The following is a 26367-nucleotide window of genomic DNA, read 5'->3' as shown; positions in this document are numbered from 1 at the left end:
GGAGCAGGCGCTGTCCCTACCCGCCCGCCAGTTGAACTTAGCAGAACTTGGCTCGGCGCTTATCTCCCCGCGGACACACAGGGGCAGCGCTCTGTCCCTGCAGCTAACCTGCTCCAAACTCAGCTTCAAGCGGCGGCAAGAAGCTGATCGGGAGCTTATCGCCAGCGGACCGAGTGAAACCGCCAAAAAACGAGAACTAACTCGTGAGTTGGAAGCAGTGCGAACGCGGTTCGGCGCCTGACGGCCTGGGGCATCATGAGGCACTAACCCTGCCGCATCCGCACTGCAATGAGCTTAACGGAAGCGTAACTCAGCACATGGTGGTCCTTCAGCTCATGCGCTGTCCCTGCCACGCTCCCGTTAAACCCAACGATTCTTTATCGAGCCTGGCTTACCGAAAGCTGACAGACCTGCGCAGCAATTTACAACGAAAGGCGGCCTATGTGGCCGCTGGCAGTTGAGAGCAATTACGACGTTTACGCCTCAGACAATAGCCATTCGGCGCGCTTGCGATCAGCGGCAACCGCTCCGCGCTAAACGCCCGTGGCGTTCAGTTGGTCAAGCTCCACGTTGGTTTGTCGTATTGAAGACGATTGTGCCCGTTTCTCAAAATGCGTTACCAAGCTCCATCAGGCCCATCAGCGAGGCGCAAAGCGAACGGAAAGCAGCGGATGCGGCTCGGCGCCCATATCCATCCGGGGAGGGTGGACAAATGCGCTATCTCTGCCGCATCCGCTTCGCCGGCGAGCCAGGAGCGACATGACTCGGCACCTCCCATGGAGGAAGGAAGGCGCTGTCCCTATCAAGCGCCGCTGGCACAGTAGTCAGCCTCGGGGAGCACAAGGCTAGCCACCCGGCTTTCCCGTGAGGCCCGTCGCCTCAGGGTACAGCGGGACTTTAGCGACAAGGCGGCCTCGGGAGACCTACCAGCATTGGTGGTCATACACACTTAATCGAGAAACTGTTGGTCAAACTTGAAGACCAAGCGAGTTCAGTGCCTAGTGCTCCAGAACGATCAGGCGGCGCCAGGGGCGCCGCTTTCTCCCCATATTTCTGTTTCAGCTGCCGCAAGGAAAAAAGACCGAGCGCACCCTACAGCGTTGGCCAGCCGCAGCATTTCGTCACAACGCGGATGGCGAGCAGGGATGTCCTGCCGTCATGAAGCCGCCCGAGTTAAGAACGGCAACAAGACTTTGGGCAGCTCGCCGATCAAGCGGAGGGCGTTAGCCGCAAGGCTGACTCTTGGATCATCGCTGAACGGTGCGATTGTTTCCAGCGTCGTGAAACGGGCGTGCTGGACGGCGCATTCCTCGTTCTGTTCGAGCATGATCCGCAGTTGAGGTGCACGATGGCGTCTTCATTGGGAAAGATGGCGTCCCCCCTCGGTCCGACGAAGTGCATCTCTACCCCTTCGCGGGTCTCGAACTTCTTGCAGCGGCGGGTCCTTCCGGGCCCCCCTACGCGGGTGACCCGCGACCACTCGACTTTGCTAGATATAAAATTTCAAAAGGCACTTTCTGTTCTCGGATCGGCGTGGAACCCAGGGGTGGGCCTGCTCAGGAAAAAAATCCGGTCGGCTATTTTTGAGCCTGAAATTGATGTCTTCGTCCGTTCGTCATCGGGCGGCGCCAAGTGCGACCGAAACACGCTCGAAAGCATCTATACCAATTGAGACCGTATGGCTCCCAATCGGAGCCTCTATCCATGATCGTTATCGGCCTCAAGGGCCTTATCGGGGCGGCAAGACCACCGTGACCCGCATCGAAAGCCACGGGTTTGTACGCGGCCGGTTCGCTGGCGCGCTGAAGCGACATGCTGCGCGCCTACCCACATTACCGGCGCTGCGACGAAGCCACCATCGAACGCATGATCGACGGCGACCTGAAGGAACAGCCGTTGCCCTAGCTCAGCGGCAAGTCGCCCCGGCCGGCTGCCCGCTGACGGCCCAAGAGCTGCGAAGCTACGCAAATACGCCAACGCACGTCGTCGAGATAGCGCTGGCAAAAAAGCTGACTGAGGCGCCGTGGGCAACGCAGTCGACGAGGATGTCGGCGAGACGCTCCAATCGCTTATCGACTTCGTCGGCGCCGATGCGCCGTACCAGACCTTGTTGCGGGTGGCCAGTCTAAGATCCGAGCTGTTACAGCGGCGTTGGCGATTAAGCTACGCGTTTCGTCTTTCATCTGATCCAACGAATATGACCGTTTTTGTGCCATGAATGATAGAGCCGCGACGAAGAGGGCCCGACTACCGCCAGTCGCCTGAAGCTCATTTTTCAACACTGGCCATACGATGATGCGACCGGGACCATGACGTCATCTAGCGAAGCTCTATCCGTTCTCTACGAGCCGCCGAGTCTGCCGCCGCGACTTCAGGAAGCCGCGGTCGGTTGCCATGAACTTGAAGAGCATGGGCGAGATAAGCTTCGCTGGGTCAACCATCTGTCCACTTTGGGCGGATAGTAAATCCGCATAAGCAAGCAGATCGCGATGTACGCTTGCGGGTAGCTCCGCAGTGATCTTTACCGGTTTGTCATCTGGAACGGCAGCAATTTTCAACTTCGACACAACATCTACCTCGCGTAAGGCTGAAGGATCAGATCGCGATTCACGATCACGCGGATCGGGAAGCCAGGACGTACCGTCAGCGTGGGCTGGATATTGAGACCGCGCCGAACTACCTGCTGTCCAGTTTGGTTTAGAGAGTCCGAGGCGCCGTGACGCAACGCCTGGATAATTGCGCTGTCGTTGCTGTTAGTGTCCGAGCCGGCACCCAGTTCCGTTCCGACGGCGAGAAACGTCGATAGTGCCGCAGCCTTGAAGAGTTCGCCCCAGTGATTGTCCACCTGGTCTTCTAGGCCAGCATAGCCAGCGGTGTCAGCGCCAGGCTGCCGCTCGAGAACTATAGAACGTCCATTCGGCATGATTAGCCGGGTCCAGACGAGCAGAACGCGAGACTGGCCGAAAGTGACCTGGCTGTCGTAGATGCCGATTAGACGCGCTCCCTGAGGCACGAGCAGAAAGCGACCGGTCGGCGTGTCAAAAACATTCTCGGTTACCTGCGCGGTAATTTGGCCTGGCAGGTCCGATCGGATCCCGGTGATCAGCGCCCCTGGAATCACCGTCCCGGCCTGCACGATGTATGGTGAAGCGGGCCTGATGACACGGTCAGGGCTTACCATGCGACGGTCCACGGAGGCATTCACGAAGGCAAGCTTGCGGTCCTGGCCGTTTTGCGCAGATCTATCCTCGCCAGTGCTCGTTGCGCTTGGTGATGCGAGGCGGTCGCCTCCAACCGCCGCAGCGGTGGGCGGACGCGCTCCTTCATTGGTCGCAGCGAACAAATGGCTGATGCGGGCTGCCTCAGTCTCTTGATCCCGGCGCTGCTGGTCTGGATCAGTGCCGATCGTCGGCGACTGGCCTTGAGCAGCAAGTATTGGTCGACCGAGGTCGCCGGGAAGCGGCGGACCAAGCTGCGGGATTGGCTGGCGCGGAACGCCAGCATAGTCCTTCGGCAGCGTCGTAATACCGTCGGCAACATTGTGGTGGTCGGTACTGTAAAGCTCATCGGCCGCTTGATTGCGGGAGCGATTGTTCTGCAGCGACCACAGCACCGCTCCGCCGATGACAAGCAGGGCAACCGCGCTCCCGCCGGCCAAGACCTTCCGCGACAACCGCGTCACGCGCGTGTGCTCTGCTCTCAAGCGGAAGCTCTCGGATGGCTCCACTTGTGTCTCCGGCGGAATAGCTTGCTCGTTTACATTCCGAGAGTTCATGACGACGGCCTCCCGCCGGTTCTGACAATCCTGACCTTCTTCTGGTGCTCACCACCAAGCCGCAGTTCGGCGGCAGCAAACAGCCGATCGACGATCAATACATTGCCGTCAGCGCGATAGTTGACGAGTTCGGTCTTGCCGTCTGGACCGATGACAAAGAGCGGAGGCATCTCGCCCTGCACGATGCCTTGCGGGAATTCGACATAGACCTTGCGGCCATCGTCATATGCGGCGAGCGGTCGCCAGGGAGGACTGTCCCCTTCGATGGCATAGCGGGAGATGCGCTGCGCCGGGTTCGGAAGAGCGGGTTTCAGAGCGACCGAACGCCATCGTTCCCGTGCGGTTTCAGGATAGTACCAGGCAACAGACGGCATGTATGGCCGTTCGCGGGATCGGAGTTCGATCAGGTAGGTGCGCCGGTCAGTGTTGACCACTAGGTTGGTTTCGATCGAAGCTCGGGTCGGCTTGACCAAGACATGGACGCGCCGTGTATCGCCGCTGCCGCTCTCGGTATCGCCCACGACCCAGCGTACAGTATCTCCGGCCGCGATCGGCCCTGATCCCGTCAACTGTTCTCCCTCCTCGAGCGCGATATCTGTGATCTGCCCCGGCGCGGCGTAAATCTGATAGAGAGCCCCGGGACTGTAGGCGTAGATTTGCGCCGCATTGAAATACCCCCGCTTGCGCGGTTCGACCCTGGCCGCATTGTTTGCCGTCTCAACCCGGCTCACCGGTTCGACCTCTTCCTTCCCGGCCGACTTGCCTCCGAGAGCCGGCTTCCAGAGCGGCGGAACGTGAAGCGGTCGCAATCTGTCGTCGAGAGCCACGGGCGTCGCCGGCAGCGGAGGAACTTCAGTGTCATAGCTGATCTCCGGCGGAATGTATGTCGCGCACCCACCGAGCACGGACGAGCAAAGCATAAGAGCGGACAGAAGTGCACGCTTCGCGCTCACGAACCCGCGCCAAGTCGAATTGAGTCCGTTTTGCTGAATGGAACATTTCGAATGAACGTCAGACGGCGTCTTGGTCACTGACCCAACTCCTTTGACCAGTTGATGGCGCGGACATAGACGCCAAGAGGATTCTTGCGTAGGCGCTCGGCTTCGCGCGGCGTCTCGATCACGATTGTAAGAATTGCAGTCCAGCGCTCGGTCGAGTTCAAGGCGCCATTGTCGTAGATGCGCTGGGTCCATGCGACCCGAAAGCTTTCCGACGACGCACGAATGACGCTCGAGACCTCGACAGAGATTTGCGCCTTACCCAGCTTGGCAAAGGGGTCGTTGCTGCGCGCGTAGTCGTTGAGCGCAGCGGCGCCGCGATCAGTCGTAAAATCATAGGCCCGCAGCCAGTTTTGGCGCAGAACGATCCCGTCGGCCGGTAGGCCTCTGACATCCTCGATAAAGCGTGCCAGATGATAAGCGATCTGCGCATCAGTGGGCTGATATTCAATGTTAGCCGGCGCAATCCGCTGAGCCTGACCGAGATGATCGACTTCGACCACCCACGGCGTGATCGAGCCCTGACTCGATTGCCAGACAAGGCCACCTGCGAGACCGGCTGACAGCATCAGGCAGCCAAAAGCCATCAGGCGCCAGCTCTTGGCTTGCACGCGCGCTGATCCAATGCGTTCGTCCCAAACCTGCGCGGCCTTTTGATAAGGCGTAATCGGCTCGGGCATGCGCCCGTAGTGAACTGATGGCCGTTTGAACATCGATGGTTGCCCCTGATATCGAGTGATCGGTTTCAAGTCGTGCGATGGAAGGGTTTGAGGCGCTGGTGTGCGGCAGAGATGCGGGGTGCGTCTCAACGTTCTCCCTCGGACAAATCGACGGAGGAACCGCTACCACCATGATCGCCCGAGCGGACGGCGTGGCCAGCGGCCGAGGCACCATGCCGGATGGTCTGAGCACGCTTCATGCGGCGAGCCCAATCGGGCTGCCCTTCGGCCGGTGCGCTCGCGCCCTGCTCGCCCGCTTGACTACCTCCGAAGGCGGCCGCTGCTCGACGCAAAGGACTCGTCGCAGCCGAAGCGCCAGCCTCCGCGACGCCGGCAAGGCCGCCGCTTCGATAGGCGGCTGTTGCTCCGCTGATGACAGCGCCGCCACCGCGCGCGCCGCCAGCAATCGCACCACCAGCGAGACCGGCACCGCCAGCGGCAAGTCCCGCGCCAGCCGCAACAATGCCGCCAGCAGCAAGGCCTGTTCCAATCGTGGCGCCGGCGCCGAGTTGGGGGCCGCCCGACACCAGGCCGTTTGCGATACCCGGACCGAAGATACCGAGGCCCAGCAAGGAAAGCGCCGCGAGCACCAGCGTCATCGCGTTTTCGATGGTTGGCTGTGCACCGCCGAAACCTGCGGTGAACTGCGAGAACAGGGTGGAGCCGATGCCGACGATGACGGCCAGGACCAGGATCTTAATGCCGGAAGATATGACGTTGCCCAGAACGCGCTCCGCCGCGAAGGTGGTCTTGCCAAACAAGCCAAAGGGAATGAGCACGAACCCGGCCAGTGTCGTGAGCTTGAACTCGATCAGGGTGACGAAGAGCTGGATCGCCAAAATGAAGAAGGCGAGCAGCACCACGACCCACGCGAACAGAAGAACCACGATCTGGACGAAATTTTCGAAAAAGCTGATGTAGCCCATCAGGTTGGAGATCGAATCGAGGAGCGGTCGGCCGGCATCAAGTCCGACTTGAGCGATCTTTCCAGGTCTCAGGAAATCCGATGCGGAGAGGCTTGCGCCTGATGCTTTCAGGCCAAGACCGGCAAAGCTCTCGAAGACGATGCGCGCCAGACTGTTCCAGTTACCGATGAGGTAGCCATCGCCGCCGACTGCACGAGCTTGGTCGGATGTGCACACGATCCGGGAATACGGATCGACTGCAATCCGAACTCCTCATAGAGCGCATCGGTGAGGCGGGCGCTTTCCGGCGGCGACCATTCGACGATCTTGTACGCAAGCTCCACACCTTCTGGCGCGCTCCCCGAAGTGGATGAGGGGCTGGGTGCAATGGCGCCGGCCGATCGGGAGATTGCAGGGCGCCTAATGACGTCGGCTACGACCGGCGCAGTGACGGGCAACCTCGGGGGCGCATGCTGGGTGACCCACTCGAGCAAGGCGGGGACATCGCCGGCCATGCCTTGCGAGGTGGGAAATGCCTTCGGATCGGCAGCGGGTAACTTGTCGATGACGAGCAGCCTCGTGTCCGTCTGAGTGCCGTGCTTGGCGTAGACGGCGCCGTCGATCGCGGCAGAAAACACGACCCGTCCGCGCTCCTGGAGGCGAACAAAGGCCTCTAGCCACGCCGGGTTATCCGGCGCAAGGCCCGCGCCAGCGATGGCGACGAGGCGTCCGCCATCGCGAAGACGCGCGAGCGCCGAAGCGATGTGCCGGAAGGCGGCGTCCGCCATTCGTCGATCGACATTCGCCACCGCGGAGAACGGCGGGTTCATCAGAACGACGCTCGGCACAACGCTCGCGTCGAGGTGGTCATCGATCTGAGCAGCATCGAACCGCGTGACGTTAACATCCGCGAATAGATGCTCGAGCAATCCCGCCCGGCTCTCGGCCAACTCGTTCAACACCAAGTCGCCGCCGGCGAGCTCGGCAAAGATGGCGAGCAAACCGGTCCCGGCAGAAGGCTCCAGAACGCGATCGGCGGATGTAATGGCGGCTGCGGTGCATGCAATCAGCCCAAGCGGGATCGGCGTCGAGAATTGCTGAAGCGCCTGACTGTCCTCGGAACGCCGCGTGTGGGTCGGCAGACGGTTCGCGACTTTCGCCAGCATCGGCAGCATGGCGGCCGTCGAGCCAGCCCTGGCCCGTATGGCCGGTCCGAACTTACGAAGGAACAGAACGGTTGCCGCCTCGCAGACGTCATAGGCGGTCTTCCAGTTCCAGGCGCCGGCCGCGTCGGAGGCGCCGAACGCAGCCTCCATGGCGCTACGCAGAACAGCGGCATCGATGCCCCTACCGCGTTCGAACTCGGTCAGGAGCTGTCGCGCTGCCCTGACGGCGGCGGAGGTGAAAGTTGCAGCGGCGCGCAACGAAAGCGGCGCGGCGGCAGCGCCGCCGACGAGAGATTCGGTCATGGCAGGAATTCTTTCGGAGAGCAGGAAGGGGTCGAACCGCCAGGCGCTCTCCTCTGACCTGGACGGCTCAAACCCTTCCCGGCCCGCTCTCCCTCTCAGACCTCGGGCATAAAAATAGGGACCGGCGCCGCACGCCGGTCCCCCGCGCTACTGCGGGACGGCCGTGCCATCCCGCTCCTTAATTTCATTCAGCCGCGTCGAGCTGTGCGGATCATCGTCGCTGGCGTTTTCCTGATCCTCATCGTCGGCGAGGAATTCGGGCAGCCGGCCCGCTTCGCCCTCCTGCCCCACTGGCGCTGCATCGGGATCGACGAGACGCAGCGGCTCCGGCAACCAGCCTGAGCCATCCAGAAGGCGCTCGGCCTCCTTGGCCATGTCGGCCTTCTTAAGATGGTCGATCAGTTGAGCCGACGACTCGCCCTTAGCCTCCCGTACGGCCTCCAGAATGCGCGGCTTGGTGACCCGGCCGAGATAGTTGTCGACGGAGGGCTTCCACCCTGCCTGCACCATGTCTAGCCCGACCGCCCGCGCCAGCACATCAGCGCGGTCGAGACGCGTGCGGACGCCGTGTGCTGAGACGCGAGCCTGATTGTAGCGATTGGCCGGCTCATAGACGGCATTGACCGCAAAAGATGCACAGTGGGCGAACAGCGATGCTTGTGCACCACCATCGAGAGCCGTTAGCGCATCCCAAAGATCGTTCTCCCTCTTCGGCAACCGCGCCTTCCAGGCCTCGTGCCGCGCCTCGACAGCCTTGGCGGAGGCGCTTTCCCTCAGCCCCGGAGCTTGGGCAGGAAAGTTCGGCGTGCGAAGGCCGATCTCTAGACAGCTTCCGGATGACGCGAACCGGTAAAAGGCCGTCAGCACGAAGTTGTGCAGCACCGCTGGAACGCGATCGCAGGATTTTCTGCCAGCGCGTCGCGCAATGCCAACGTGCGATGCGCCGTCAGCTCGGTGATCAACCGATCCGGCAGAGGCCTGGCCGCGTCGTCATCTTCTTCTTCGGCATCAGGCGCACTACCCGCGACTGCGATGACCGTGCGCTGGACTGAAGTGCTGGGCTCCTTCCCTTCGTTCGACGACGGATCGGCGGCCTGCGCGATATCAGGATCGGTTGCCGGCACTTCGTCCTCAGGCCGGACGTAACCACGATACACGCAGAGCCGTCCTTCGGAATCGATGCTGATGAAGACACCAGCCCGGGCGATCTCCGCCGGATCGTAAAGCATCGGCCGGTTCTCGAACGCCGCCAGCGCCGACTCGATTTCGCCGAGGCGCTGATCGACTTCTTCGGGCAATTCGTCGGCATCCTGGTATTCGGTTTCAAGCTTGGCTTGCTCGGTGTTCAGGGCATCGATGGTGGCCCGCTCCCCAGGCGAGAGATCGACAGATTTTCCTTCGATTTTCCGGAGGCCTTGTGTGTGACCGTAGGAGAACTCTACGGCGACTGAGATCCACTTCCAGCCCTCGGCAGCAATCGTCTCAGCTTCGGCTTTGAGTTTTCGATCACGAGGCGGTCGAGCAACACGATATCCTGAAGCCAACCGCCGTCGTCGTGCTCGAACAGATCCCGCAGAACGCCGCCACCCGCCTGCTGATAGGCGTCGAGGCCCACGAATTGCGCCCGGCGATCGGACCCGCGCACTGTGTTCTCGGTGAGCATGCGGCGGATCTGGTATGGCTCGTCATAACCGGAACGGCTGAGGTTCTCCCAGACTTGCTCCTGGCGGGCGTGATCCGCAGTAACTGAGAACGCCATGAGCTGCTCGAGCGTCATGCCGTCTTCGGCATAGACGTCATGCAACTTCGGCGAGACCGACGCCAGGCGCAGGCGCTGCTTGACGATCGCAGGGTTCACGAAATGGCGCGCGGCAATGTCTTCCTCGCTCATGCCGAGATCGCGGAGCGTCTGGAAGGCCCGAAACTGATCAAGCGGATGCAGGCCGACCCGCTCATCGTTCTCCGCCATCGAATCGTCCTCGGCAAGGCCCCCTTCGCGAACGACGCACGGCACCGCCTGCGTCCTCGACATCCGCTTTTGTTTCACCAGGAGCTCGAGAGCGCGATAGCGCCTGCCTCCCGCTGGTACCTCGAACATGCCGGTCTCGTTGCCATCAGGATCAACGACGGCCCGGACACTTAGACTTTGCAGAAGCGTACGCTGCGCGATGCTCTCGGCTAGCTGCTCGATCGAAACGCCGGCCTTGACGCGGCGAACGTTCGATTGGCTGAGCACGAGCTTGTTGAAGGGGATGTCCCTTGAAGGCGACAGCGTGATCTTTTGTACGGCTTTCGTCATTTTGGCTCTCCACGACGGGCGGCCGTGAGACTCTCTCTCGGCTTCCAACCCGTCGCGAATAGCGCCCCCTCCTCTCACTCTTGCGCGGCGACAGGAGGCCAAGCATCAAGCCGTCTCGTGATCGGCAACAGCCGAATCCAGCGACGCGTGCTCAATGGGCTCGGGAATGAAGCCGAGCAAATAGTCCGCGGCCTTGCTCGCCTGTCAGGCGGCACGCACGATAGCCCGATTGTCTTCGCGCAGGACTTCGAGCCAGGAGCCAATATAGTCGGCATGGCGCACGGTCGGGACGATCCCGAGCGACGCGCAGCTGAACGCGGAGCTCAACTCGGCGACCAGTTCTTCGAAGGCATATTTCTTGGTGCCATAGGATCCGCTAAGATCGCGGTTGAGGCGCGAGCGATGTCCGGTCGCGTGGCCGAGTTCATGCAGCGCGGTGCGGTGCCAATTGATCGGCTCGAAATAGGCCTGCGGCGGCGGGACCTGCACGAAGTCTTCGGCCGGCGCGTAGAATGCGCGATCGCCACCAATCCGAAATGTGATCCCGGTGGCCCTGATCAAAGTTTCCACGGTAGGCTCGATCAGACCTGGCGGCGGTGGCGGAGCCGCGGTCGCGATCTCGCCGGGGAGTCCGTCGCATTGGTCCGTGTTGAAAACGGTAAATCGCTTGAGAAATGGAATGGCCTGCGCTTCGTCGCCGGTCTCGGCGGCGCGCTGTTTCTCATCGCGCGGCACGAAACGGTCGGCGTAGACCACCGCGGTGCCACGCTCCCCCTTGCGCACATAGCCTCCAAGCGACAGCGCCTGCCGAAACGTGAGCCAGCTTTGACCGCTGTAACCATGCTCGATCGTGCTTCCCCAGAGCAGAAGGACGTTGATCCCGCTGTAGGACCGATCGGTCGAAGCATTTTTCGGGATGGCCAACGGCGCTTTCGCCGCGGCCGTACCCCACGGCTGAACCCAGGGGACGCGTCCGGCCTCAAGCTCGACAATGATCTTGTCGGTAATTTCGTTATAGAGGTTCGCCCGGTCCTGGCCGGCGCGCGCGCGAACAGTAGGATTTGACATCGCGGTTCTCCGCGACGGGCGCCGCGAGCCTCTCTCGCAGCTTCTAACCCGTCACGAAAACCCAGCCTGCACTCTTACTCTCAGACTCTTCGCAATCTGCCAGGCTGCAGGCCTGATCAGGCGTGCGCCAGGGGCGCATCGCCTTCGAGAGATGGCACCCGCAGGAGCGTGAGCATAGCGACGCCGAAGGCGGCACGCGAGACCGAGTGCGGCGACGAGACCGGTTCAATAGCGGCACCCGGGAACGGGGCAGTGATAGCGATCGCCGCAGGCGAGCCCCTTTCCCGAGTGCCCCCGGCGAGGAGCTCCAAAGCCTAGCGCGAGATGCTCGGTCAGCTCAACCACACAATGCAGGGCTGCATCGTTTATCCGAAGAAACGCAGGCATGAGCCGGAGCCCCTGCAACTCTCGCATCGCTGATGGACTTTAGTCGTTCATTTCGGAAGTCCACCGCAGCTTCCTGCAGTTAAGCAACTGGTTGCTGTGTGCATGGCACGCAATGCGCTCCGTTCGGGCTTGTCTCGCATTCTGCAGGAGCCGCCAACAGCCGGCGCAGCCACTTCTGGTCTGCCTCCCGCCGGGCGTTGAAGCGATCGACGCATTTCCTGGAGCAAAGGGCCGTTCGCCACCAGTAATGGCGGATCAGCCCGAACCTTCCACCACACACCGCACAGCACCCTCGGTTTTCGGAGCTATGAGAGCTATTCTGCATTTTCGCCTCCTTTGGCGGACGCTCGTGCGGCAACATCGTGCCCGCACGTAAAGAGCGGCACCGTTTCTGCTAAATGTGGCTGCATTTTCGGGCACCGGGCGCACGAGCTCGGCTCTTTGTGCGCCCTCGTGGCGAAGCGATACGCTCGATCGCGTTGCGTCGCCCGATTAATCGGCGACTGTAGCCAGGTTTTGATCTCGAATGATGCAATGAGCAGCGCTGGAGAGACAAAATCCTGCGCAGATGCATACAATGCCGGCGTTTTTCGCCGGATACCTCCTCGGGGTAGCAGCATCCCACTGTACCCGCGAGTCCAGTTCCGGCGCGGTCGACTCAGGAGGGGCGACGTGTGATCGCCCTATTGACGTTCGCGATCCGCTCCCATCTCGACCATAGTCACGAAGGTGTGCGGCTGCTCTCCGGCGCCGCCAATCTGCAGCCGTCGCGCACAGATCACACGCCGTCCGCGAACGGGGCTGTCGATAGTATCGACAATGGGTTCGAACTGTTGCTTCTGGGCAAGCAACTGCCGGTCGCGCCGTTCGATCAAGTCGGCCGCCTCCGGGGAGAACAATTCGCGCGCGGTCCTGCCGACGATTTCGGCCCGCGACATGCCGATCATCTTCTCCGCCGCCTTGTTGACGAAGAGGTAACGCAAGGTGCGCGCGTCCTTGGCGATGATGCCTTCGTGAACGTTCTCGACAATGGTGGCCAGCAGACGCTCAGTCCTCTCCAACATCCGCTGGCCATGTCGCAGGTCGGTGACGTCCTCATGCACGGACACCCACCCGCCGCCATCCATCGGACGCTCGTAGATATTGATGGTGCGGCCGTCATTTAGCGCGATCTCATAGGCGGTCGGCTCGCGCCGGGCGATTCGATCGACAATCGCCGCGAGATGTTTCGCGATGTCGTCGCTGAAGAGCCCGCTCTTGATACGATGCTGCAGGATTTTCTCCAGCGTAGAGCCAGCCCTGATCGTCTCTGGCAGATTGTAGATCCGCCGATAGTTATTGTTCATCGCGACGACATTGGCCCTGCCGTCAAGCATGATGAGGCCTTGCGGCATGCTGTTGATCGCCGCCGATAACTGCCACTTCTTGGCCTGGTACTTGTCGTTGAACTGGTCGCGCTGGGTTATAGCGGCGTCGCGTTGCTGCGCCGTGTTGAACTCGAGCTGCTCCAGCTCTAGAATCTTTTGCATGGCATCACGGAAGTGCTGCATGTTGGGCCAGATGCCCGATCTCGTCGTGCCGCATCAGATGCGGCACCTCGCTCTTGATGTCTCCTGCGGCGATCCGGTCGGTTGCTTGCGCGATATCGGAGAGCCGCCCGACCACGGAGTCGCGCATGACGAGGACGTTGATCGCGGCAAGGACCAGCGCCGCGAGTCCAAGCATGAACAGGTACCAGGCCGCATAGCGGTTCTCGTCAGCAAGCTGGTCGGCTTCGCGGGCTCGCTTATCGTAGGATCGCTGCAGTGCCTCGAGGTCAGCATTGAGCTTGCTGCGCACGGTGCGATTGGCCTGGTTATCGTCCCATTCACGAGCCGCGGCCGGACTGATCTCGAGCCCCCGCCGCACCAGTTCCAGCCGAAAGTCGATGAACTGCATCACTCGCTGTTTGAACGCCTCGAATTGCTCGAGATCGTCGGGATGGACAGTCTGCCCCCAGCGCATCATCACCGCCGTGAGCTCGCCGCTGCACTTGACCAACTCGTCCGCGAATTGCTTTACTTTCGCCGGTTCGGTGGACATGTAGATCCCGCGCGACTCCATCACGATCGCGTAGATCAGGGCGTTGACGCGCCCGATATTGACGGCAGCCGACGCCGAATCGATCTGCATGTGCCGATAGTTCGTCTGCAGGCGCACGCATTGGACCGACATCACCAACAGAAACATTGTGACGATCGTCAAAAATCCGGCGATGGAATAGACTTTGTCGGCCACGCTCAGGCTACCGGAGCCGCGCACAAAGCGGACAAACCTTTGCAGCGTCGTGGTCGCGGTCTGCGCCCCAAAGCCCACCGTCACTGCGTTCATGATGCACCTATCCGGTCTAGAATGGCAGAGAATTGGTCCCGCAGGGCTAGCGGAGACTTCACGGCCTCGCCTCGGTTTATCTTTCGAAGGTCCCACGCGCCAGAGCATCTCTTCGCGAAACGGTCTGAGGAGGCTGCGCTGCGGCTGCACCGGTTGATATGTCGCCCCCGCGATCAAAGTCTAAGGGCAGCCGGCGTAGGCAGGGATGATGGCCTGAACGCACAAGGCACTCCAACGGCGCGCGATAACGGCTGCTGGTCCGCTTGCAAGTGGCCGGCCTGCTGAGGCGCGCAAGTGGGCGACGTCACCTGAAAGAGCAGCCGCGATGGCGCGGGACAGGCAACGACTGAGAGATAAGGTGGTGAACTATCAGACAGAGCTGGCCCCGCAAATTCGGACAGTAGCTTGAGTGGATTTTCTGCCTGACAGCGGCGAGGATTCTTGCTGCGAATCAGGAGCGAAGATGACGAAGAAGAGCCGCCGGACGCATTCTCCGGCATTCAAGGCGAAGGTTGCTTTGGCTGCGGTCAAAGGAGACAAGACACTGGCGGAGCTGGCGCAACTGTTTGATGTTCATCCGAACCAGATCACGATCTGGAAAAACCAGCTCCTGGAAGGCGCCGCCGGCGTGTTTGGGCATGACAAGACATCGGCCGAGACGCCGGTCGATTTGAAGGCGTTGCATGCCAAGATCGGCGAGCTGGCGTTGGAAAACGATTTTTTGTCCGGCGCGCTCACCAAGGCGGGCCTGCTGAGCGCAAAGCGATGATCGACCGCGGTCATGATCTTTCTATCGTGCGCCAGGCGAAGGTCCTGAAGCTGGCTCGCAGCACGGTCTACTATGAACCTCGGCCAGTTTCGGCCGAGGACCTTGCCTTGATGCGTCGGCTCGATGAGCTGCATCTCGATTATCCCTTCGCGGGAGCGCGTATGCTGCGATCGTTGCTGCGGCGGGAGGGGGTATACGCCGGTCGCCGCCACATCGCGACGCTGATGAAGCGCATGGGGATCGAGGCGGTCTATCGTCGCCCGAACACGAGCAAGCCGGCTCCGGGTCACAAGATCTACCCGTACCTGTTGCGCGGATTGAAGATCGAGCGGCCCGACCATGCGTGGGCAATGGACATCACCTACATTCCGATGCGGCGTGGCTTCGTCTATCTCGCGGCGGTCGTCGATGTGTTCAGCCGACGGGTCCTGGCCCATCGCGTCTCGATCACAATGGAGGCGGCCTTCTGCGTCGAAGCGGTCCAGGAGGCGTTGGCGAAGCACGGCAGGCCCGCGATTTTCAACACGGACCAGGGCAGCCAGTTCACCAGCCTCGAGTTCACCGATGTGCTGCTGGACGCGAAGATCGCCATCAGCATGGATGGCAAGGGCGCCTGGCGCGACAACGTGTTTGTCGAGCGGCTCTGGCGCACGGTCAAATACGAAGAAGTTTATCTCCGCGCCTACGACAGCGTGTCCGAGGCGCGAGCGTCAATTGCCAAGTATCTGGCCTTCTACAATCAGGGACGCCCTCACTCGAGCCTTGACGGGCGCACGCCCGACGAGGCTTACTTCGGCACGCAAGCTATGGTGATGGCCGCATGACCGTCGCCGACGATTTTGTCGTCGCTCTGGTCGGGCTACGCCCTCCCGACGCAACGACAAAATCGTAAAGCCCCGCGTTCAGCATAACCCGGCAGGAATCCACTTAAATCCAGCGGGGCGCTGTCCAAACAACCGGGGCCAGCTCTGACAATCACGCTGGAAAAACGCGTTCTTTCCGAGGATTTGCATGAATAGCGCGTAGGATTCCCTGGTCGACGCAAGGCAACGCTCGGCGAGCTCTTTGCGCGGCACTGAGGGCGCCAATCGCGACCTTGTCTCTCTCGGGTAGTTCCGACCAGGAGGCAATTTCACCTCGCGTCGACGGTGTGCTCGTTCCTTCGAATGTGAAGGCGAAGGCAAACTGGGGCTCCATAGCCCCTGTCAACAGGTCTGCGCTCCGCGCGGGCCCGTTGGCCACCGCTCATCTTGACGCTTGCTCAGCTTGAGCTTTCCGAATCAACGCCAGGGGTTTCCCGGGCCCGACCGGCTCTGCGTTGACCACTTCGTACTCGCACCGACCGTTTTCGACTGCGCCAGCCAGCATGTGCGGTATCAATGCCGCGGTTCCGATGGGTTCGAACAGTCTGCTGTGTTCAGAATAGCCTGCTGCATCCTTGCCGGGCTGCCGCTCCAAGACGATTGAACGTCCGTTCGGCATGATCAGCCTCGTCCAGTCCAGCAGAACGCGCGACTGGCCAAAAGCGACCTGGCTGTGGTACCCGCCGATGAGCCTTGCTCCCTGAGGCCGCTATGTTGACGGCCAGTCGTGGCGCTTCTCGGCATGGCCAAGCACGCCGTCGCCTCTGGGCTCCCCCAAGACTGCACCCACGGCACGTGGCCGGCTTCAAGCTCGCCGATAATTTTGTGGTGATTTTGCCTTAAAGGCTTGTCTGGTCCTCGCCAGTGCACGCCCGAAGATAGTGTCTGGGCATCGCGGATCTCCGCGGCGGGCGCCGCGAGCCTCTCTCGCGGCCTGTGACCCGTCACGGCAAACCCGGCCAAAACTCTTATTCTCAGCCTCTTCGGACGGAAGCGACGCCACTTGACCAAGCGGCCGCGTGGTTCGGTTAGCGAGCGCGCTGCACGCACACAGATGACAGAATGCAAAATCTGCGACGCGCTCGGCCTTCTATTTCATTCTTCGGGACTTGGCCTTTAGGTGCCTTGGGGCCCAAACCTACCAGGCGTGCGCCAAGGGCGCATCGCCTCAAGGCAAAATGGCACCCGGAGAGCGTGAGCATAGCGACCCGAAGGGGCACGCGGGTCCGAGTGCAGCGACGAGACCGGTTCAATAGCGGCACCCGGGAACGGGGCAGTGATAGCGATCGCCGAGAGGCGAGCCCCTTTCCCGAGTGCCCCCGGCGGGGAGCTCCGCATCTCCTAGCGCGAGGGATCGACGCCGCACGGCGGCCGAGACGCAAGGCAGCTCGGTCCACGAGAGCCCGGTGCGGCGGAAGCCGCACACGCGAATCGGAAAAATCCGCCAGTCCGCGGATCTAGATGTCCTCGCGCGCTTGCGTCTGCGCGTCATAGATCCTGATCTGAAGCATGGGAAAGCGCTTCTTGAGTTCTTCTCCGCCTGCCCTGGCGCCGTCTCTGGTTGCAAATTCGGCCTTGAGTCGGCCATCCACTTCAAGTGCGTAACCAGAGGCCGGCAGTTCACGGGTTGCTGCAAACATTTCATTCCCATTGTGCAGTGATGTGGTCGGGAATGATGGGTAACGTGAGTCGCCCAAACGACGCCAGACCCACCTGACCCGGTGCGCTGATCGGTCGTCGCATCTTGTGGATTGACGTCTCGCAGTGGAGCCCTTCGAGGACGGGCATTTGCATGGTCCGAACAGGGGGACGGGGTTTCAGCCAGCGCGGATGCTGCATGGACACGGCCCGACATTCCTGCCTTCCACAGCACTGGCCCGCGCAGTCACCCTCCCGCTGAGCCGACATGTGCGGCTGGCCTCTGAAATTTATGCCGCCTGGAAGTGCAATTGTGGAACGGCCGCGACCAGCTTCCTCGTATAGGGTTGCCAAGGCCGTAAAAATACGTCGTCCGCTCCACCGGCTTCGACGGCCACGCCATGGTGCATGACAAGAACGCGGTCGCTGAGGTGGTGCACGACGCCGAGATCATGCGAGATGAATAGATAGCTGACACGCAAATGCGACTTGAGATCTCCAAGCAGATCGAGAATTTGCGCCTGAATGGATACGTCAAGTGCCGCGACCGGCTCGTCACACACGATGATCTTGGGGCGCGGAGCAATTGCGCGCGCGATCGCAACCCGTTGGCGTTGACCGCCCGACAGTTCCAGTGGACGCCCGGTCCTGAAGTTTGGTGACAGACCCACGAGATCAAGCAGCTCGCTGACCTCCGATTGTCGACTGGCTCTGTCGAGGGGATTTCCGCTACGTCTGGCCAAGGCATCATCAATGACACGCTCGATGGTCCAACGCGGATCGAATGAACTTAGTGGGTCCTGGTAGATGACCGAGATATCCGATCGCCGCTGGCGGCGCTCTTTCTCAGTCGCTGCAGTCCACGGCGAACCCTCGAGTGTCACCTCTCCTTGGTCCGGCCTTTCGAGCGCGAGCGCCATGCGTGCCACGGTCGTCTTCCCAGACCCTGACTCGCCGACGATGCCTAGCGTCTCTCCATGGCCGAGGCGAAACGAGACGTCATTGACGACGGTACGCAGCTTGCCATCCGGTCCGCGAAAGCGCTTGACGAGCCGTTCCGCCTCAAGCAGGGGACTACAACGCTGTGCCATATTCGACTGGGTCAGCGCTCTGGTCTCTCCTTCAGCCGAGATGAAGCGCGGCGCCGTCGAGGACGAAAGACGGCTCCCGCGTGACCGGACGGATGGGATCGCCTTGAGGAGGCCCCGCGTGTAATCATGTCTCGGGTCACCAAAAATCTGTTCTGATGAGCCATGCTCGACGATTTCGCCGTGTCGCATCACAATAACCTCGTCGGCCATCTGCGATACCACGGCAAGATTGTGGCTGATGAGAATCATGGCCTTGCCGCGTTGGCGGGTTTCGCTGAGCAGATCCAGGATTTGCGCCTGGATCGTAACGTCCAGCGCCGTCGTGGGCTCATCTGCGATCAAAAGAGCTGGATCGAGTGCGATTGCCGTCGCAATCAAGGCTCTTTGCCGTTGCCCGCCTGAAAGCTCATGTGGAAGCTGCCGCGCCTTGACCGCCGGCTCGGGCACGCCCACGAGATTCAGAAGCTCAACTACCCGTTCCGTCAAGTCTGCGCGTGTCCTGATTGCACGGTGAACACTTAGTGCTTCACCGATCTCCTTGCCAACCGGTCTCAGCGGATCGAGCGACACCAGCGCGTCCTGTAACACAAAGCCAATGCGCTTGCCGCGCAAGGCTCTCCATTCCCTGTCACCGAGTCGATCGATATTCTTCCCCTGAAAAGTCAGGCGGTCAGCTTGGACATGAGATCGCGCCCCGGTCAGACCAACCAGCGTCCGGGCCGTAACGCTTTTGCCTGATCCCGATTCACCGACGATCGCGACGCACCGGCCTTCCTCAACCCTGAAAGAGACCCCCTTGACCACAGCTCGCCGCGAATGCGCCGGCCCGAAGGAAACGTTGAGGTTTTGTACGGTGAGCAACGGGTCGCTAGCCGGGGGCTTTGTGGCATTTTGCCGGAAGGAAGCTGCGGGATAGGTCACGTTCATGGAAGCTCGATCCTTCCTTCCAGGCGTTGCTGCACGTACTGGCCGATGACAGTCACTGAGAGCGCGAAGGTAGCGATGGCGATCCCGGGCATGACCTCGAGCCACCATGCATAGATTACGTAGTTGCGCCCGGCATTGAGCAGTGCGCCCCATTCCGATGACGGGGGCGCAACTCCCAAGCCGAGAAACGAAAGGCCGGATGCCCAAATGATGGCTTGCCCGATACCGAGCGTGAACATTGTCGCAAGCGGGCTGATTGCGTTGGGGAGGATATGCTTGAACAGGATGCCCCTGGGCGAGTGGCCTAACGCCTTTGCCGCCTCAACATAACCAGTAGCTTTGACCCTCAGAACCTGCACCCTCACCATGCGTGCATATCCTGGCGATGTTCCAAGGCCGACCGCGATAATCAGTGTCGAGACCGAGGTGCCCAACAACGAAACGAAGAGAAGCGCAAGGAACAGAGTGGGGAGAGCGAACAGGGCGTCGAAGAGCCGGCTGAGCACGTTGTCGATCCAGCCGCCAGACAGGCCCGCCGTCACGCCGAGTATGAGCGCGATGGCAAGGCTGAGCGCAGTCGCACCCAGCCCAATGGAGAGAGACTGACCTGTCCCCGCCACGATGCGGGAATAGAGATCCCGTCCGGACTGGTCCGTCCCCAGCCAATGCGTCAATGAAGGGGCCCTGAGAGGTGACATCAAGCTCAGCGCCAACGGATCATGCGTCTGAAGCAGTTTCGGCGCAATCGCCGCGATGAGGAAGAAGGCCGTGAAGACAGTCGCGATATAGACCGGAACCGGAAACATACGGGCGCCCGTCAGCACTCTTGCAGTGATGAACGCTTTTGTATGTCCCGGGGAGCCATTGGCGAAACTCATGCCTCTTTCATCCTCGGGTCGACGAGTTGTATCGTGAGATCCACGATCAAGCTGGCGGCGACAAACAGCGCAGCTGAAACCAGGATCACCCCTGACACGACCGGGACATCGCGTGTGGACGATGCTGCGACAAGGACGCCGCCGAGCCCCTGACGGCCGAAGACCGCTTCAATCAATACGGCGCCCGACAGCAGCTTGCCTATGATCCAGCCGGAAAGGGTGATCCCCGGCAAGGCCGCATGGCGCAAAGCGTGACGTAGACGGAGGCTGAGATCACCTGTGCCGCGCATTCTCGATGAGGTGATGAAAGGCTGATCAAGAACCCGCGTGAATCCGCTCAAGACCGCTTGACCAAGGAAGCCGTAGATTTCCAAGGCCAGGGCCATCGTAGGCAGAACGAGGCCCATGAGGGTGTTGCCGCCCACGACAGGAAACAAGCGAAGCTGGATCGCGAAAACGACCAGCAGGATTGTCGCCAGCCAATAGGGCGGCAGGGTTGCCAGGAAGACCTGAAACCCGCCTAGCGCCTTGGACCATATGTTGTTACGCCCGGCGAAAAGAACCGTGGTCGTGATGGTGATGATCCAGGCGGTCAACATGGCGGCAAAAGCGAGCGCAATCGTTGGTCCGATCTGGCGCGCAATCAGGTCTGTGACAGGTTGATATTGGACGTAGGACTGCCCAAGGTCTCCGTGCATCACATCCCTTACATACTTTCCGTATTGCACGAAGACGGGTTGATCGAAGCCATATTTGGCATTGATGGCGAGTAGCTGGTCCCGAGGAATCTCTCCCACGTTTCCGCTATTTGCATTGAAGATGATCTGGGCGCGTTCCCCGGGCATCAGAAACTGCACAAAGAAGGTGAATGTCGCCGCGGCCCAAACCACGATCAGGCCGGACAAGAGCCGGCGCGCTAGCCAAAGGCTTTGATGGCCTATCGTCTTCACCGCATTCATTTCTTGTCGGTGAAATATGCGTCCGAGAAAACGGGCTCGCCCACCGACCCGCTGTCGAGCCAGATGTCTTTCACATTATCGGCTAAAGCGAGGGTGACGTCCAAAACCGTGTAGCTCAGGGACGGCGCGTTCTCGATAATCCGCCGTTCCGCCTGCTGATAAAGCGCGGTGCGTTGCGCCTTGTCACCAGCCTGTTCAGCCTTCTGAATGATGTCCCACAGGGGCAGATCCTGATAGCGGGATGGATTGAAGGGATTGCGGACACCATTCAGGTCAGGCTTGTACGAAATACGATAGATCTCGGCGCCAGGCGCAACCCAATACAGTGGAACGACCTCATAGTCATTTGGACCAAGATTCTTTCCTGCCCAGAAATCAGCCTGGTTGGTCGGCTGGAGCCGCACGTCGAACCCTGCGGCCTTCGCTTGCTGCTGGATGATCTGCAGGACCTGATCGCCGTCGGGAGGCGAAAAGGCATTGGTGTAGGTGATGCGTATGATCAGCGCTTTGCCGTTCTTGCTGCGAATGCCGTTTGCATCGCGCTCCGCCCAGCCAGCCTCATCGAGCAGCTTGTTCGCCTTCTCGATGTCATAGGAATAGGATTTTGAGAGCTCGCTGACATATTCCGGCGAGCTTTGGCTCAAAGCGAAATTGCCCTCATAGGGCAGTGAGCCAAGAAACGCCGCTTGCACGGCAGCACGTCGGTCCGAGGCGTAAGCAAAAGCCTGCCGGACACGCACGTCGTCGAACGGCGGTCTCTCGGAGAACAACGCAAGCCGAAGCGGCGTTCCACCCGTGAGGTGGCGCACGATCTTGAACCGGGAATTGGCATCCTGCCAGTTGACGGCAGGGATATGATAGACAACGTCGGATTCGCCGGTCAGAAGTGAGCCGTAGCGTATCGTGGGGTCAGCGAGAAAACGCCACTCAATTCCTTCGACATAGGCTGGGCCTTGATGCTTGGCAGTGGCCGGCGCCGAATTATAGTTTGGGTTTCGACGGAATATGACGTTCCTGCCGCGGTTCCATTTCTCTACGATGAACGGACCCGAACCAACTGGGCTTTCGCAGTTCACGGCCTTGCCACGCTTAAGCGCCGTCGGCGACAAGATGCCTTGCGAGGACTGCGCAAAGACATTCAGCAGCGGCTCGAACGGCGTCTTCAACGTGATTTTGAACGTCAGCGGGTCGGCAACCGCCGCGGACTCGAAGATGCCCCTGAGATAAGGACCGGCTGTGGGGTTCTCGAGCTCCGGACTGTCGCTCAGCCATCCATTGATATTATCGACGACCGCCTGGGCGTCCAGAGACGTCCCGTCCGTGAATTTGACATCGGGCTTGATCTGGAAGGTGTAAGTTTTGCGGTCATCCGAGATGGTCCAGGCGGTCGCAAGCCAAGGCAGGATCCTTCCGTCTTCAGCCCTGGCGACCAGATTGTCGCTGAATTGACGCTGAAGGTACCACTGCTGCACCCAACCACCATAGAGGCACGGCGGCTCCTGGAAGTGTCCGTACCGGATAGTCCCACCCGATTGCGGCTTGCCAGCCGAAGCGCCCTCCGCGTGCACCGGATCCGCAATCGAAAGGCCAGACATCGCGATGGCGATGACTGCGGCGCGAGACTTCACACGACGATTCAGACTTTTGAGAAGAAACGCCGCATGAGCGGCAGCCGGCTTGGACATGATAAGCTCCGAATGTGATAAAGGAGAAGCACTCAGGCGGCGGAGACCTGGTCGGTGCGCTCGCCCTGCAGTGGGATGCCGAGGTGCTCGCGCAGCGTTTCGCCGCGATAATCCGAGCGGAACAAGCCGCGCCGCTGAAGAACGGGAACAACGTGATCGACGAACGCAGGCGTACCGTCGGACAGAACATCAGGTATGACGTTGAACCCGTCGATTGCGCCAGCCCGGAACCACTCTTCGAAGCATGCGGCAATCTGTTCCGGCGATCCGACCAGCACTCGGTGCCCGTAAGCAGGCGCCTCTACGATGATCTGGCGGACTGTTTTGCCGGAGCGCACGAGAGCTTCCACAGTGCGATGCTGGCCAATGGAAAAAGCAGCGTCCGCATGTCCCGGCAGTAAGCTGAGGTCGATTGGCTCGTTGATCTTCAGCCTTTCGGCAGGAAAGCCGAAACGACTGGCCAGCGCATCAAGGGCAACGTCAAAGTTGATTAGATCGTCAAGCTCCGCCTTGCGCTTGATTGCTTCCTCTTCGGTTCCGCCGACGAACGTGACGATACCCGGCAGCACAAGGGGCGCCCGTCGTCCATGTTGAGAAGCAAACGACCTGAGGCGATCGGCCTCGCGCAGGGCGATTTCCAAATCGCCTGTCGATGAGAACACGGCATCGGCGCTTCGGGCCGCGAACTGAAGCCCTTGATCCGATCCGCCGGCCTGGAAAATAACCGGCTGCCCCTGTCTTGAGCCGGGATGTGTCAGTGGCCCGCTGATGTCGAAGAACTCGCCGGCATGCCTCGTCGTCCGCAGCCTGCTCGGATCACCAAACCGCCCCGCGGCCTGATCCAGGATAATAGCGCCTTCTCCCCAGCCATGCCAAAGGGTTCGCACCGCCTCCACAAATTCTTCGGCGCGGCGATAGCGGTCATCACGTGACAGCTCGTCGCCGCCAAAGCTCCTGGCCGTATAGACATTGGACGTCGTAACTGCGTTCCAGGCCGCACGGCCGCCACTGACAACGTCAAGCGACTGGAATCGGCGCGCGAGGTTATATGGCTCGTTGTAGGTGGTGGATGCCGAGCCGATCAGGCCGACAAATTTTGTTTCTCGGGCAATGCTGGCAAGTGTAATCGTCGGCTCGATGCCGTTGAGCGGCGGGTGTTTGTCGATTGCTGGATCGAGCGCTGGCGTGTCGGCGAGGAAAACCGCGTCGAGCTTTCCACGCTCGGCGTGCTTCGCGGCTCGTACGTAATGCTCAATATCGTAAAATGCGCCGGGAGAATTTCCGGGCCACCGCCACGCTGCGGTATGTCCCCCAGCGCCATGCAGGTTCAAGCCAAGGTGAAGCTCACGTTCAAGCACTGACGTCATCACGCGGCACATGCGGTTCGTGTAGAGGTGCACCGGAAGGTCAAAAACGGCATCGCACTCTTCTCAATTTTCGGTAGCCATGAACGCGTCATGGCACTCCAACATTGTAGAGTAGCCGACCAGCGTCAACCGCGGAGGAAAAATAAGAATGCCTGTTTCAATTCGTGCCGCCAGATAATTAATTTCTGTTGGGAATGCCTCATGGCGCGGAACGATAAACTCCGTGACTGAGAAGCCCCATCTATCTGGTTTGCATCACATCGACGGACCGACGCAGCGACCAACTCAGAGTCGCGTGGACACGAATGCGCTACAAAAACGAGCTCCCGGACGCCGAATTCAAGCGCCATCGCAGGGTTGCACCTCGTGTGTTGCCGCCTACGAGCGCCTGTTCCCTGACCGATTGAGCGCGCGCTACTGTTTCGGCTCGCCGCGGTAGAGCCAAAGTCGAAGTTCTTTGTTTTCGGGCTTTCGATTCAGGAATTCTGCGTCCGACGGCGACAATACGCAACGCGGGATCAGGATCCTCGACCGGTCGGCGGCTCGCGAGCTTTGACCTGCAAAGCTGAATGCCGACTGCGAGCTGGGTCTGTACCTAAATAGCGCCACGTGATTCTCTTGCCTACGTGTTGATTCGGGGGCGAGAGAATGCGCGCTGGTTTGTTTTGGCTGAACGACAGGCAATGGGCGCGTATCGAACCGCATCTGCCGAGGGGACTGACGGGGCCGGATCGGGACGACGACCGACGCATCGTCAGCGGCATCATTCACATGCTGCAATCGGGTGCACGATGGCGTGATTGTCCACGTGAATACGGCCCTTACACGACGATCTACAATCGCTTCAATCGCTGGGCCAAGCGAGGACGATGGTGCGCAATCTTCGAAGCGCTGGCCAAGCCTGGCGAAGACGGCGTCGTACTGTCGCTCGACTCGACCTCGATTAAAGCTCACCGGTGTGCCTCCGGCGGAAAAGGGGGGAGCACAATCAAGCAATCGGCCGCTCGCGCGGAGGCCGCACGACAAAAATCCATGCGCTGAGCGATCCGCTCTGCCGGCCGGTCGTCCTGCATCTGACTCCAGGCCAGGATGCCGATATCGCTGCGGCTCCCGATGTCCTGGCGCTCGCGCCACCCATGAGCGTGCTCCTCGCCGACAAAGGGTATGATGGCGACAAGCTTCGCGGCGCAATCATTCGTCGTGGCGCCAAGCCCGTAATCCCCAATAAATCTAACCGTGTCGTCATCCATCGCTTCAACAAACGCGCCTACAAAGGACGAAATGTCATCGAACGCTGCTTTTGCAGGCTCAAGGACTTCCGGCGCATCGCCACGCGATATGACAAGCTCGCCCGTAATTTTTTGGCCGCTGTTCATCTCGCCGCTCTCGTCGCATATTGGCTCAATTGAGTCTGGACCCTAGTCCCTATTTCGCTTGAAGCGATATGGGATTGCCGGAATGCCGGCCAACCTGTAGACGATCCCGGCGCCGCCGCGCGGTCGCCTTTCAGCGGCGGGGCCTGTAGCTCAATGGTTAGAGCCGGCCGCTCATAACGGTCTGGTTGCAGGTTCGAGTCCTGCCGGGCCCACCAAGAATATCAATAATTTGCTTGCTCTCCGCTGCCCTCAGCGCGACGACCGCACCAGAAACCGCACCAGATACGTGCACTTTTCGTTCGCACGCGGGTTCGCACACTGCAATCCACCTGATGGCGCCGGACCGACTTGGTTGATCTTGGATGTATTCGTCGTTCACTCATCGGTTGGATGGTGCTCCGACGGAGAAGCTGATCAAGAAACGTATGAACCTCAGAAATTCAACGCCCATTTTCCCGTACCGAAAGACATACCTATAGACCCGCATCGAATTTGTGCTTGAACCTCATCAGTCAGGACCGCTGCGACGGCCAAAGAGACGCAGTGCCGGGCGGCGGGCGAGTCACCTACGATCGTCCCCCGACCAAATTTGACCAAGTTTTCATTACGACTGCGTGAAATACGAAGGCGGTTCAGGCCCTGCCTCTGCAGTGCTGATGACAATCTAGATACCGACCTGACCGAATCACTTTTCAACATGGAAGCTCGCGTTCAGAGTCTCGAACCAGGCAATCGTCGCTTCCGAACATTAACGAATGCGTCGACGTCTGACGCTTCTCTGAATAGCAGCACAATTTTGGAAGATATTGACGATTGTTCGGCGG

16 protein-coding genes, 1 tRNA gene and 4 pseudogenes are annotated in these 26367 nt (G+C 60.5%); 4 read left to right on the top strand and 17 right to left on the bottom strand.

Annotated elements, in window-relative coordinates:
• Positions 1 to 2023 precede the first annotated feature (2023 nt).
• On the top strand, positions 2024 to 2218 hold the full coding sequence (locus BJA_RS08225) for a hypothetical protein (RefSeq protein ID WP_162131539.1): 195 nt from the start codon (positions 2024 to 2026) through the stop codon (positions 2216 to 2218).
• 112 nt (positions 2219 to 2330) lie between these two features.
• On the opposite strand, the gene BJA_RS08220 is transcribed toward BJA_RS08225, so the two are convergent.
• The 10 genes and pseudogenes from BJA_RS08220 to BJA_RS08175 form a co-directional block, all read right to left on the bottom strand.
• The gene (locus BJA_RS08220) at positions 2331 to 2567 is read right to left on the bottom strand and encodes a DUF2274 domain-containing protein (protein ID WP_011084436.1); all 237 of its coding nucleotides are present in this window, start codon (positions 2565 to 2567) and stop codon (positions 2331 to 2333) included.
• A gap of 5 nt (positions 2568 to 2572) precedes the next feature.
• Positions 2573 to 3775 (bottom strand): TrbI/VirB10 family protein, encoded by a 1203-nt coding sequence (locus BJA_RS08215; protein ID WP_011084435.1) that lies wholly within the window; start codon positions 3773 to 3775, stop codon positions 2573 to 2575.
• Entirely contained in the window at positions 3772 to 4806 is a 1035-nt protein-coding gene (gene trbG, locus BJA_RS08210; protein WP_014498060.1) for a P-type conjugative transfer protein TrbG, read from the bottom strand. Before trbG ends, BJA_RS08215 begins: the two co-directional genes overlap by 4 nt.
• Positions 4803 to 5486, bottom strand: coding sequence for a conjugal transfer protein TrbF (trbF, locus tag BJA_RS08205; RefSeq protein ID WP_011084433.1), 684 nt, complete (start codon positions 5484 to 5486; stop codon positions 4803 to 4805). The genes trbG and trbF overlap by 4 nt, the downstream gene beginning before the upstream one ends.
• A 92-nt stretch (positions 5487 to 5578) precedes the next feature.
• On the bottom strand, positions 5579 to 6634 hold the full coding sequence (trbL, locus tag BJA_RS08200) for a P-type conjugative transfer protein TrbL (RefSeq protein WP_082901075.1): 1056 nt from the start codon (positions 6632 to 6634) through the stop codon (positions 5579 to 5581).
• A pseudogene (locus BJA_RS08195) lies at positions 6589 to 7866 on the bottom strand (SAM-dependent methyltransferase); the annotation flags it as partial. The gene trbL and the pseudogene BJA_RS08195, both read right to left, overlap by 46 nt.
• Before the next feature lie 184 nt (positions 7867 to 8050).
• Positions 8051 to 10165: pseudogene (locus BJA_RS08190) on the bottom strand (ParB/RepB/Spo0J family partition protein).
• A gap of 105 nt (positions 10166 to 10270) precedes the next feature.
• Positions 10271 to 11233, bottom strand: a pseudogene (locus tag BJA_RS08185) (ArdC family protein).
• A 1070-nt stretch (positions 11234 to 12303) separates the two neighbouring features.
• The gene (locus BJA_RS08180; protein WP_011084426.1) at positions 12304 to 13170 is read right to left on the bottom strand and encodes a PAS-domain containing protein; all 867 of its coding nucleotides are present in this window, start codon (positions 13168 to 13170) and stop codon (positions 12304 to 12306) included.
• The gene (locus BJA_RS08175; RefSeq protein ID WP_014498064.1) at positions 13154 to 13990 is read right to left on the bottom strand and encodes a HAMP domain-containing protein; all 837 of its coding nucleotides are present in this window, start codon (positions 13988 to 13990) and stop codon (positions 13154 to 13156) included. The genes BJA_RS08180 and BJA_RS08175 overlap by 17 nt, the downstream gene beginning before the upstream one ends.
• A gap of 463 nt (positions 13991 to 14453) precedes the next feature.
• Here BJA_RS08175 and BJA_RS08170 point away from each other — a divergent pair.
• A protein-coding gene (locus tag BJA_RS08170; protein WP_109866565.1) for an IS3-like element ISRj2 family transposase occupies positions 14454 to 15583 on the top strand; the annotation gives its coding sequence in 2 pieces (ribosomal slippage) (positions 14454 to 14706 and positions 14706 to 15583; 1131 coding nt in all).
• Positions 15584 to 16178: 595 nt separating this feature from the next.
• Here the strand turns inward: BJA_RS08170 and BJA_RS42585 are convergent.
• From BJA_RS42585 to BJA_RS08135, 7 genes and pseudogenes are all read right to left on the bottom strand, one after another.
• Positions 16179 to 16328: pseudogene (locus BJA_RS42585) on the bottom strand (TrbI/VirB10 family protein); the annotation flags it as partial.
• A gap of 751 nt (positions 16329 to 17079) precedes the next feature.
• Complete coding sequence (locus BJA_RS08160; RefSeq protein ID WP_014498065.1) at positions 17080 to 17262, bottom strand: hypothetical protein; 183 nt, start codon at positions 17260 to 17262, stop codon at positions 17080 to 17082.
• A gap of 288 nt (positions 17263 to 17550) precedes the next feature.
• Complete coding sequence (locus BJA_RS08155) at positions 17551 to 19278, bottom strand: dipeptide ABC transporter ATP-binding protein (RefSeq protein WP_014498066.1); 1728 nt, start codon at positions 19276 to 19278, stop codon at positions 17551 to 17553.
• Entirely contained in the window at positions 19275 to 20156 is an 882-nt protein-coding gene (locus tag BJA_RS08150) for an ABC transporter permease (RefSeq protein WP_011084419.1), read from the bottom strand. Before BJA_RS08150 ends, BJA_RS08155 begins: the two co-directional genes overlap by 4 nt.
• The gene (locus tag BJA_RS08145) at positions 20153 to 21115 is read right to left on the bottom strand and encodes an ABC transporter permease (protein WP_011084418.1); all 963 of its coding nucleotides are present in this window, start codon (positions 21113 to 21115) and stop codon (positions 20153 to 20155) included. Before BJA_RS08145 ends, BJA_RS08150 begins: the two co-directional genes overlap by 4 nt.
• Entirely contained in the window at positions 21112 to 22800 is a 1689-nt protein-coding gene (locus tag BJA_RS08140; RefSeq protein ID WP_011084417.1) for an ABC transporter substrate-binding protein, read from the bottom strand. Before BJA_RS08140 ends, BJA_RS08145 begins: the two co-directional genes overlap by 4 nt.
• 32 nt (positions 22801 to 22832) lie before the next feature.
• Positions 22833 to 24200 carry an NtaA/DmoA family FMN-dependent monooxygenase gene (locus BJA_RS08135; RefSeq protein WP_011084416.1) on the bottom strand — a complete coding sequence of 456 codons (1368 nt, stop codon included), beginning with the start codon at positions 24198 to 24200 and terminating at the stop codon, positions 22833 to 22835.
• A 615-nt stretch (positions 24201 to 24815) separates the two neighbouring features.
• On the opposite strand from BJA_RS08135, the gene BJA_RS08130 reads away from it, so the two are divergent.
• Both BJA_RS08130 and BJA_RS08125 read left to right on the top strand, forming a co-directional pair.
• Positions 24816 to 25576 (top strand): IS5-like element ISBj2 family transposase gene (locus tag BJA_RS08130; RefSeq protein ID WP_110115815.1). Its coding sequence is split into 2 segments (ribosomal slippage): positions 24816 to 25155 and positions 25155 to 25576, totalling 762 coding nucleotides; the frame shifts between segments, so codons are not numbered across the junction.
• A 106-nt stretch (positions 25577 to 25682) separates the two neighbouring features.
• Positions 25683 to 25758, top strand: a tRNA-Ile gene (locus BJA_RS08125).
• Positions 25759 to 26367: the final 609 nt, after the last annotated feature.

Origin of the sequence: Bradyrhizobium diazoefficiens USDA 110, assembly GCF_000011365.1 — a bacterium.
Classification (GTDB): domain Bacteria; phylum Pseudomonadota; class Alphaproteobacteria; order Rhizobiales; family Xanthobacteraceae; genus Bradyrhizobium; species Bradyrhizobium diazoefficiens.
This window is presented reverse-complemented; position numbering and strand designations above follow the sequence as displayed.

Excerpts from the sequence above, each read along its gene's own strand:
- BJA_RS08145 (WP_011084418.1), bottom strand. The coding sequence starts at position 21,115 with ATGAATGCGGTGAAGACGATAGGCCATCAAAGCCTTTGGCTAGCGCGC.
- BJA_RS08140 (WP_011084417.1), bottom strand. The coding sequence starts at position 22,800 with ATGTCCAAGCCGGCTGCCGCTCATGCGGCGTTTCTTCTCAAAAGTCTG.
- BJA_RS08215 (WP_011084435.1), bottom strand. The coding sequence starts at position 3,775 with ATGAACTCTCGGAATGTAAACGAGCAAGCTATTCCGCCGGAGACACAA.
- BJA_RS08175 (WP_014498064.1), bottom strand. The coding sequence starts at position 13,990 with ATGAACGCAGTGACGGTGGGCTTTGGGGCGCAGACCGCGACCACGACG.
- BJA_RS08180 (WP_011084426.1), bottom strand. The coding sequence starts at position 13,170 with ATGCAGCACTTCCGTGATGCCATGCAAAAGATTCTAGAGCTGGAGCAG.
- BJA_RS08150 (WP_011084419.1), bottom strand. The coding sequence starts at position 20,156 with ATGAGTTTCGCCAATGGCTCCCCGGGACATACAAAAGCGTTCATCACT.
- trbF (WP_011084433.1), bottom strand. The coding sequence starts at position 5,486 with ATGTTCAAACGGCCATCAGTTCACTACGGGCGCATGCCCGAGCCGATT.
- BJA_RS08160 (WP_014498065.1), bottom strand. The coding sequence starts at position 17,262 with ATGTTTGCAGCAACCCGTGAACTGCCGGCCTCTGGTTACGCACTTGAA.
- BJA_RS08155 (WP_014498066.1), bottom strand. The coding sequence starts at position 19,278 with ATGAACGTGACCTATCCCGCAGCTTCCTTCCGGCAAAATGCCACAAAG.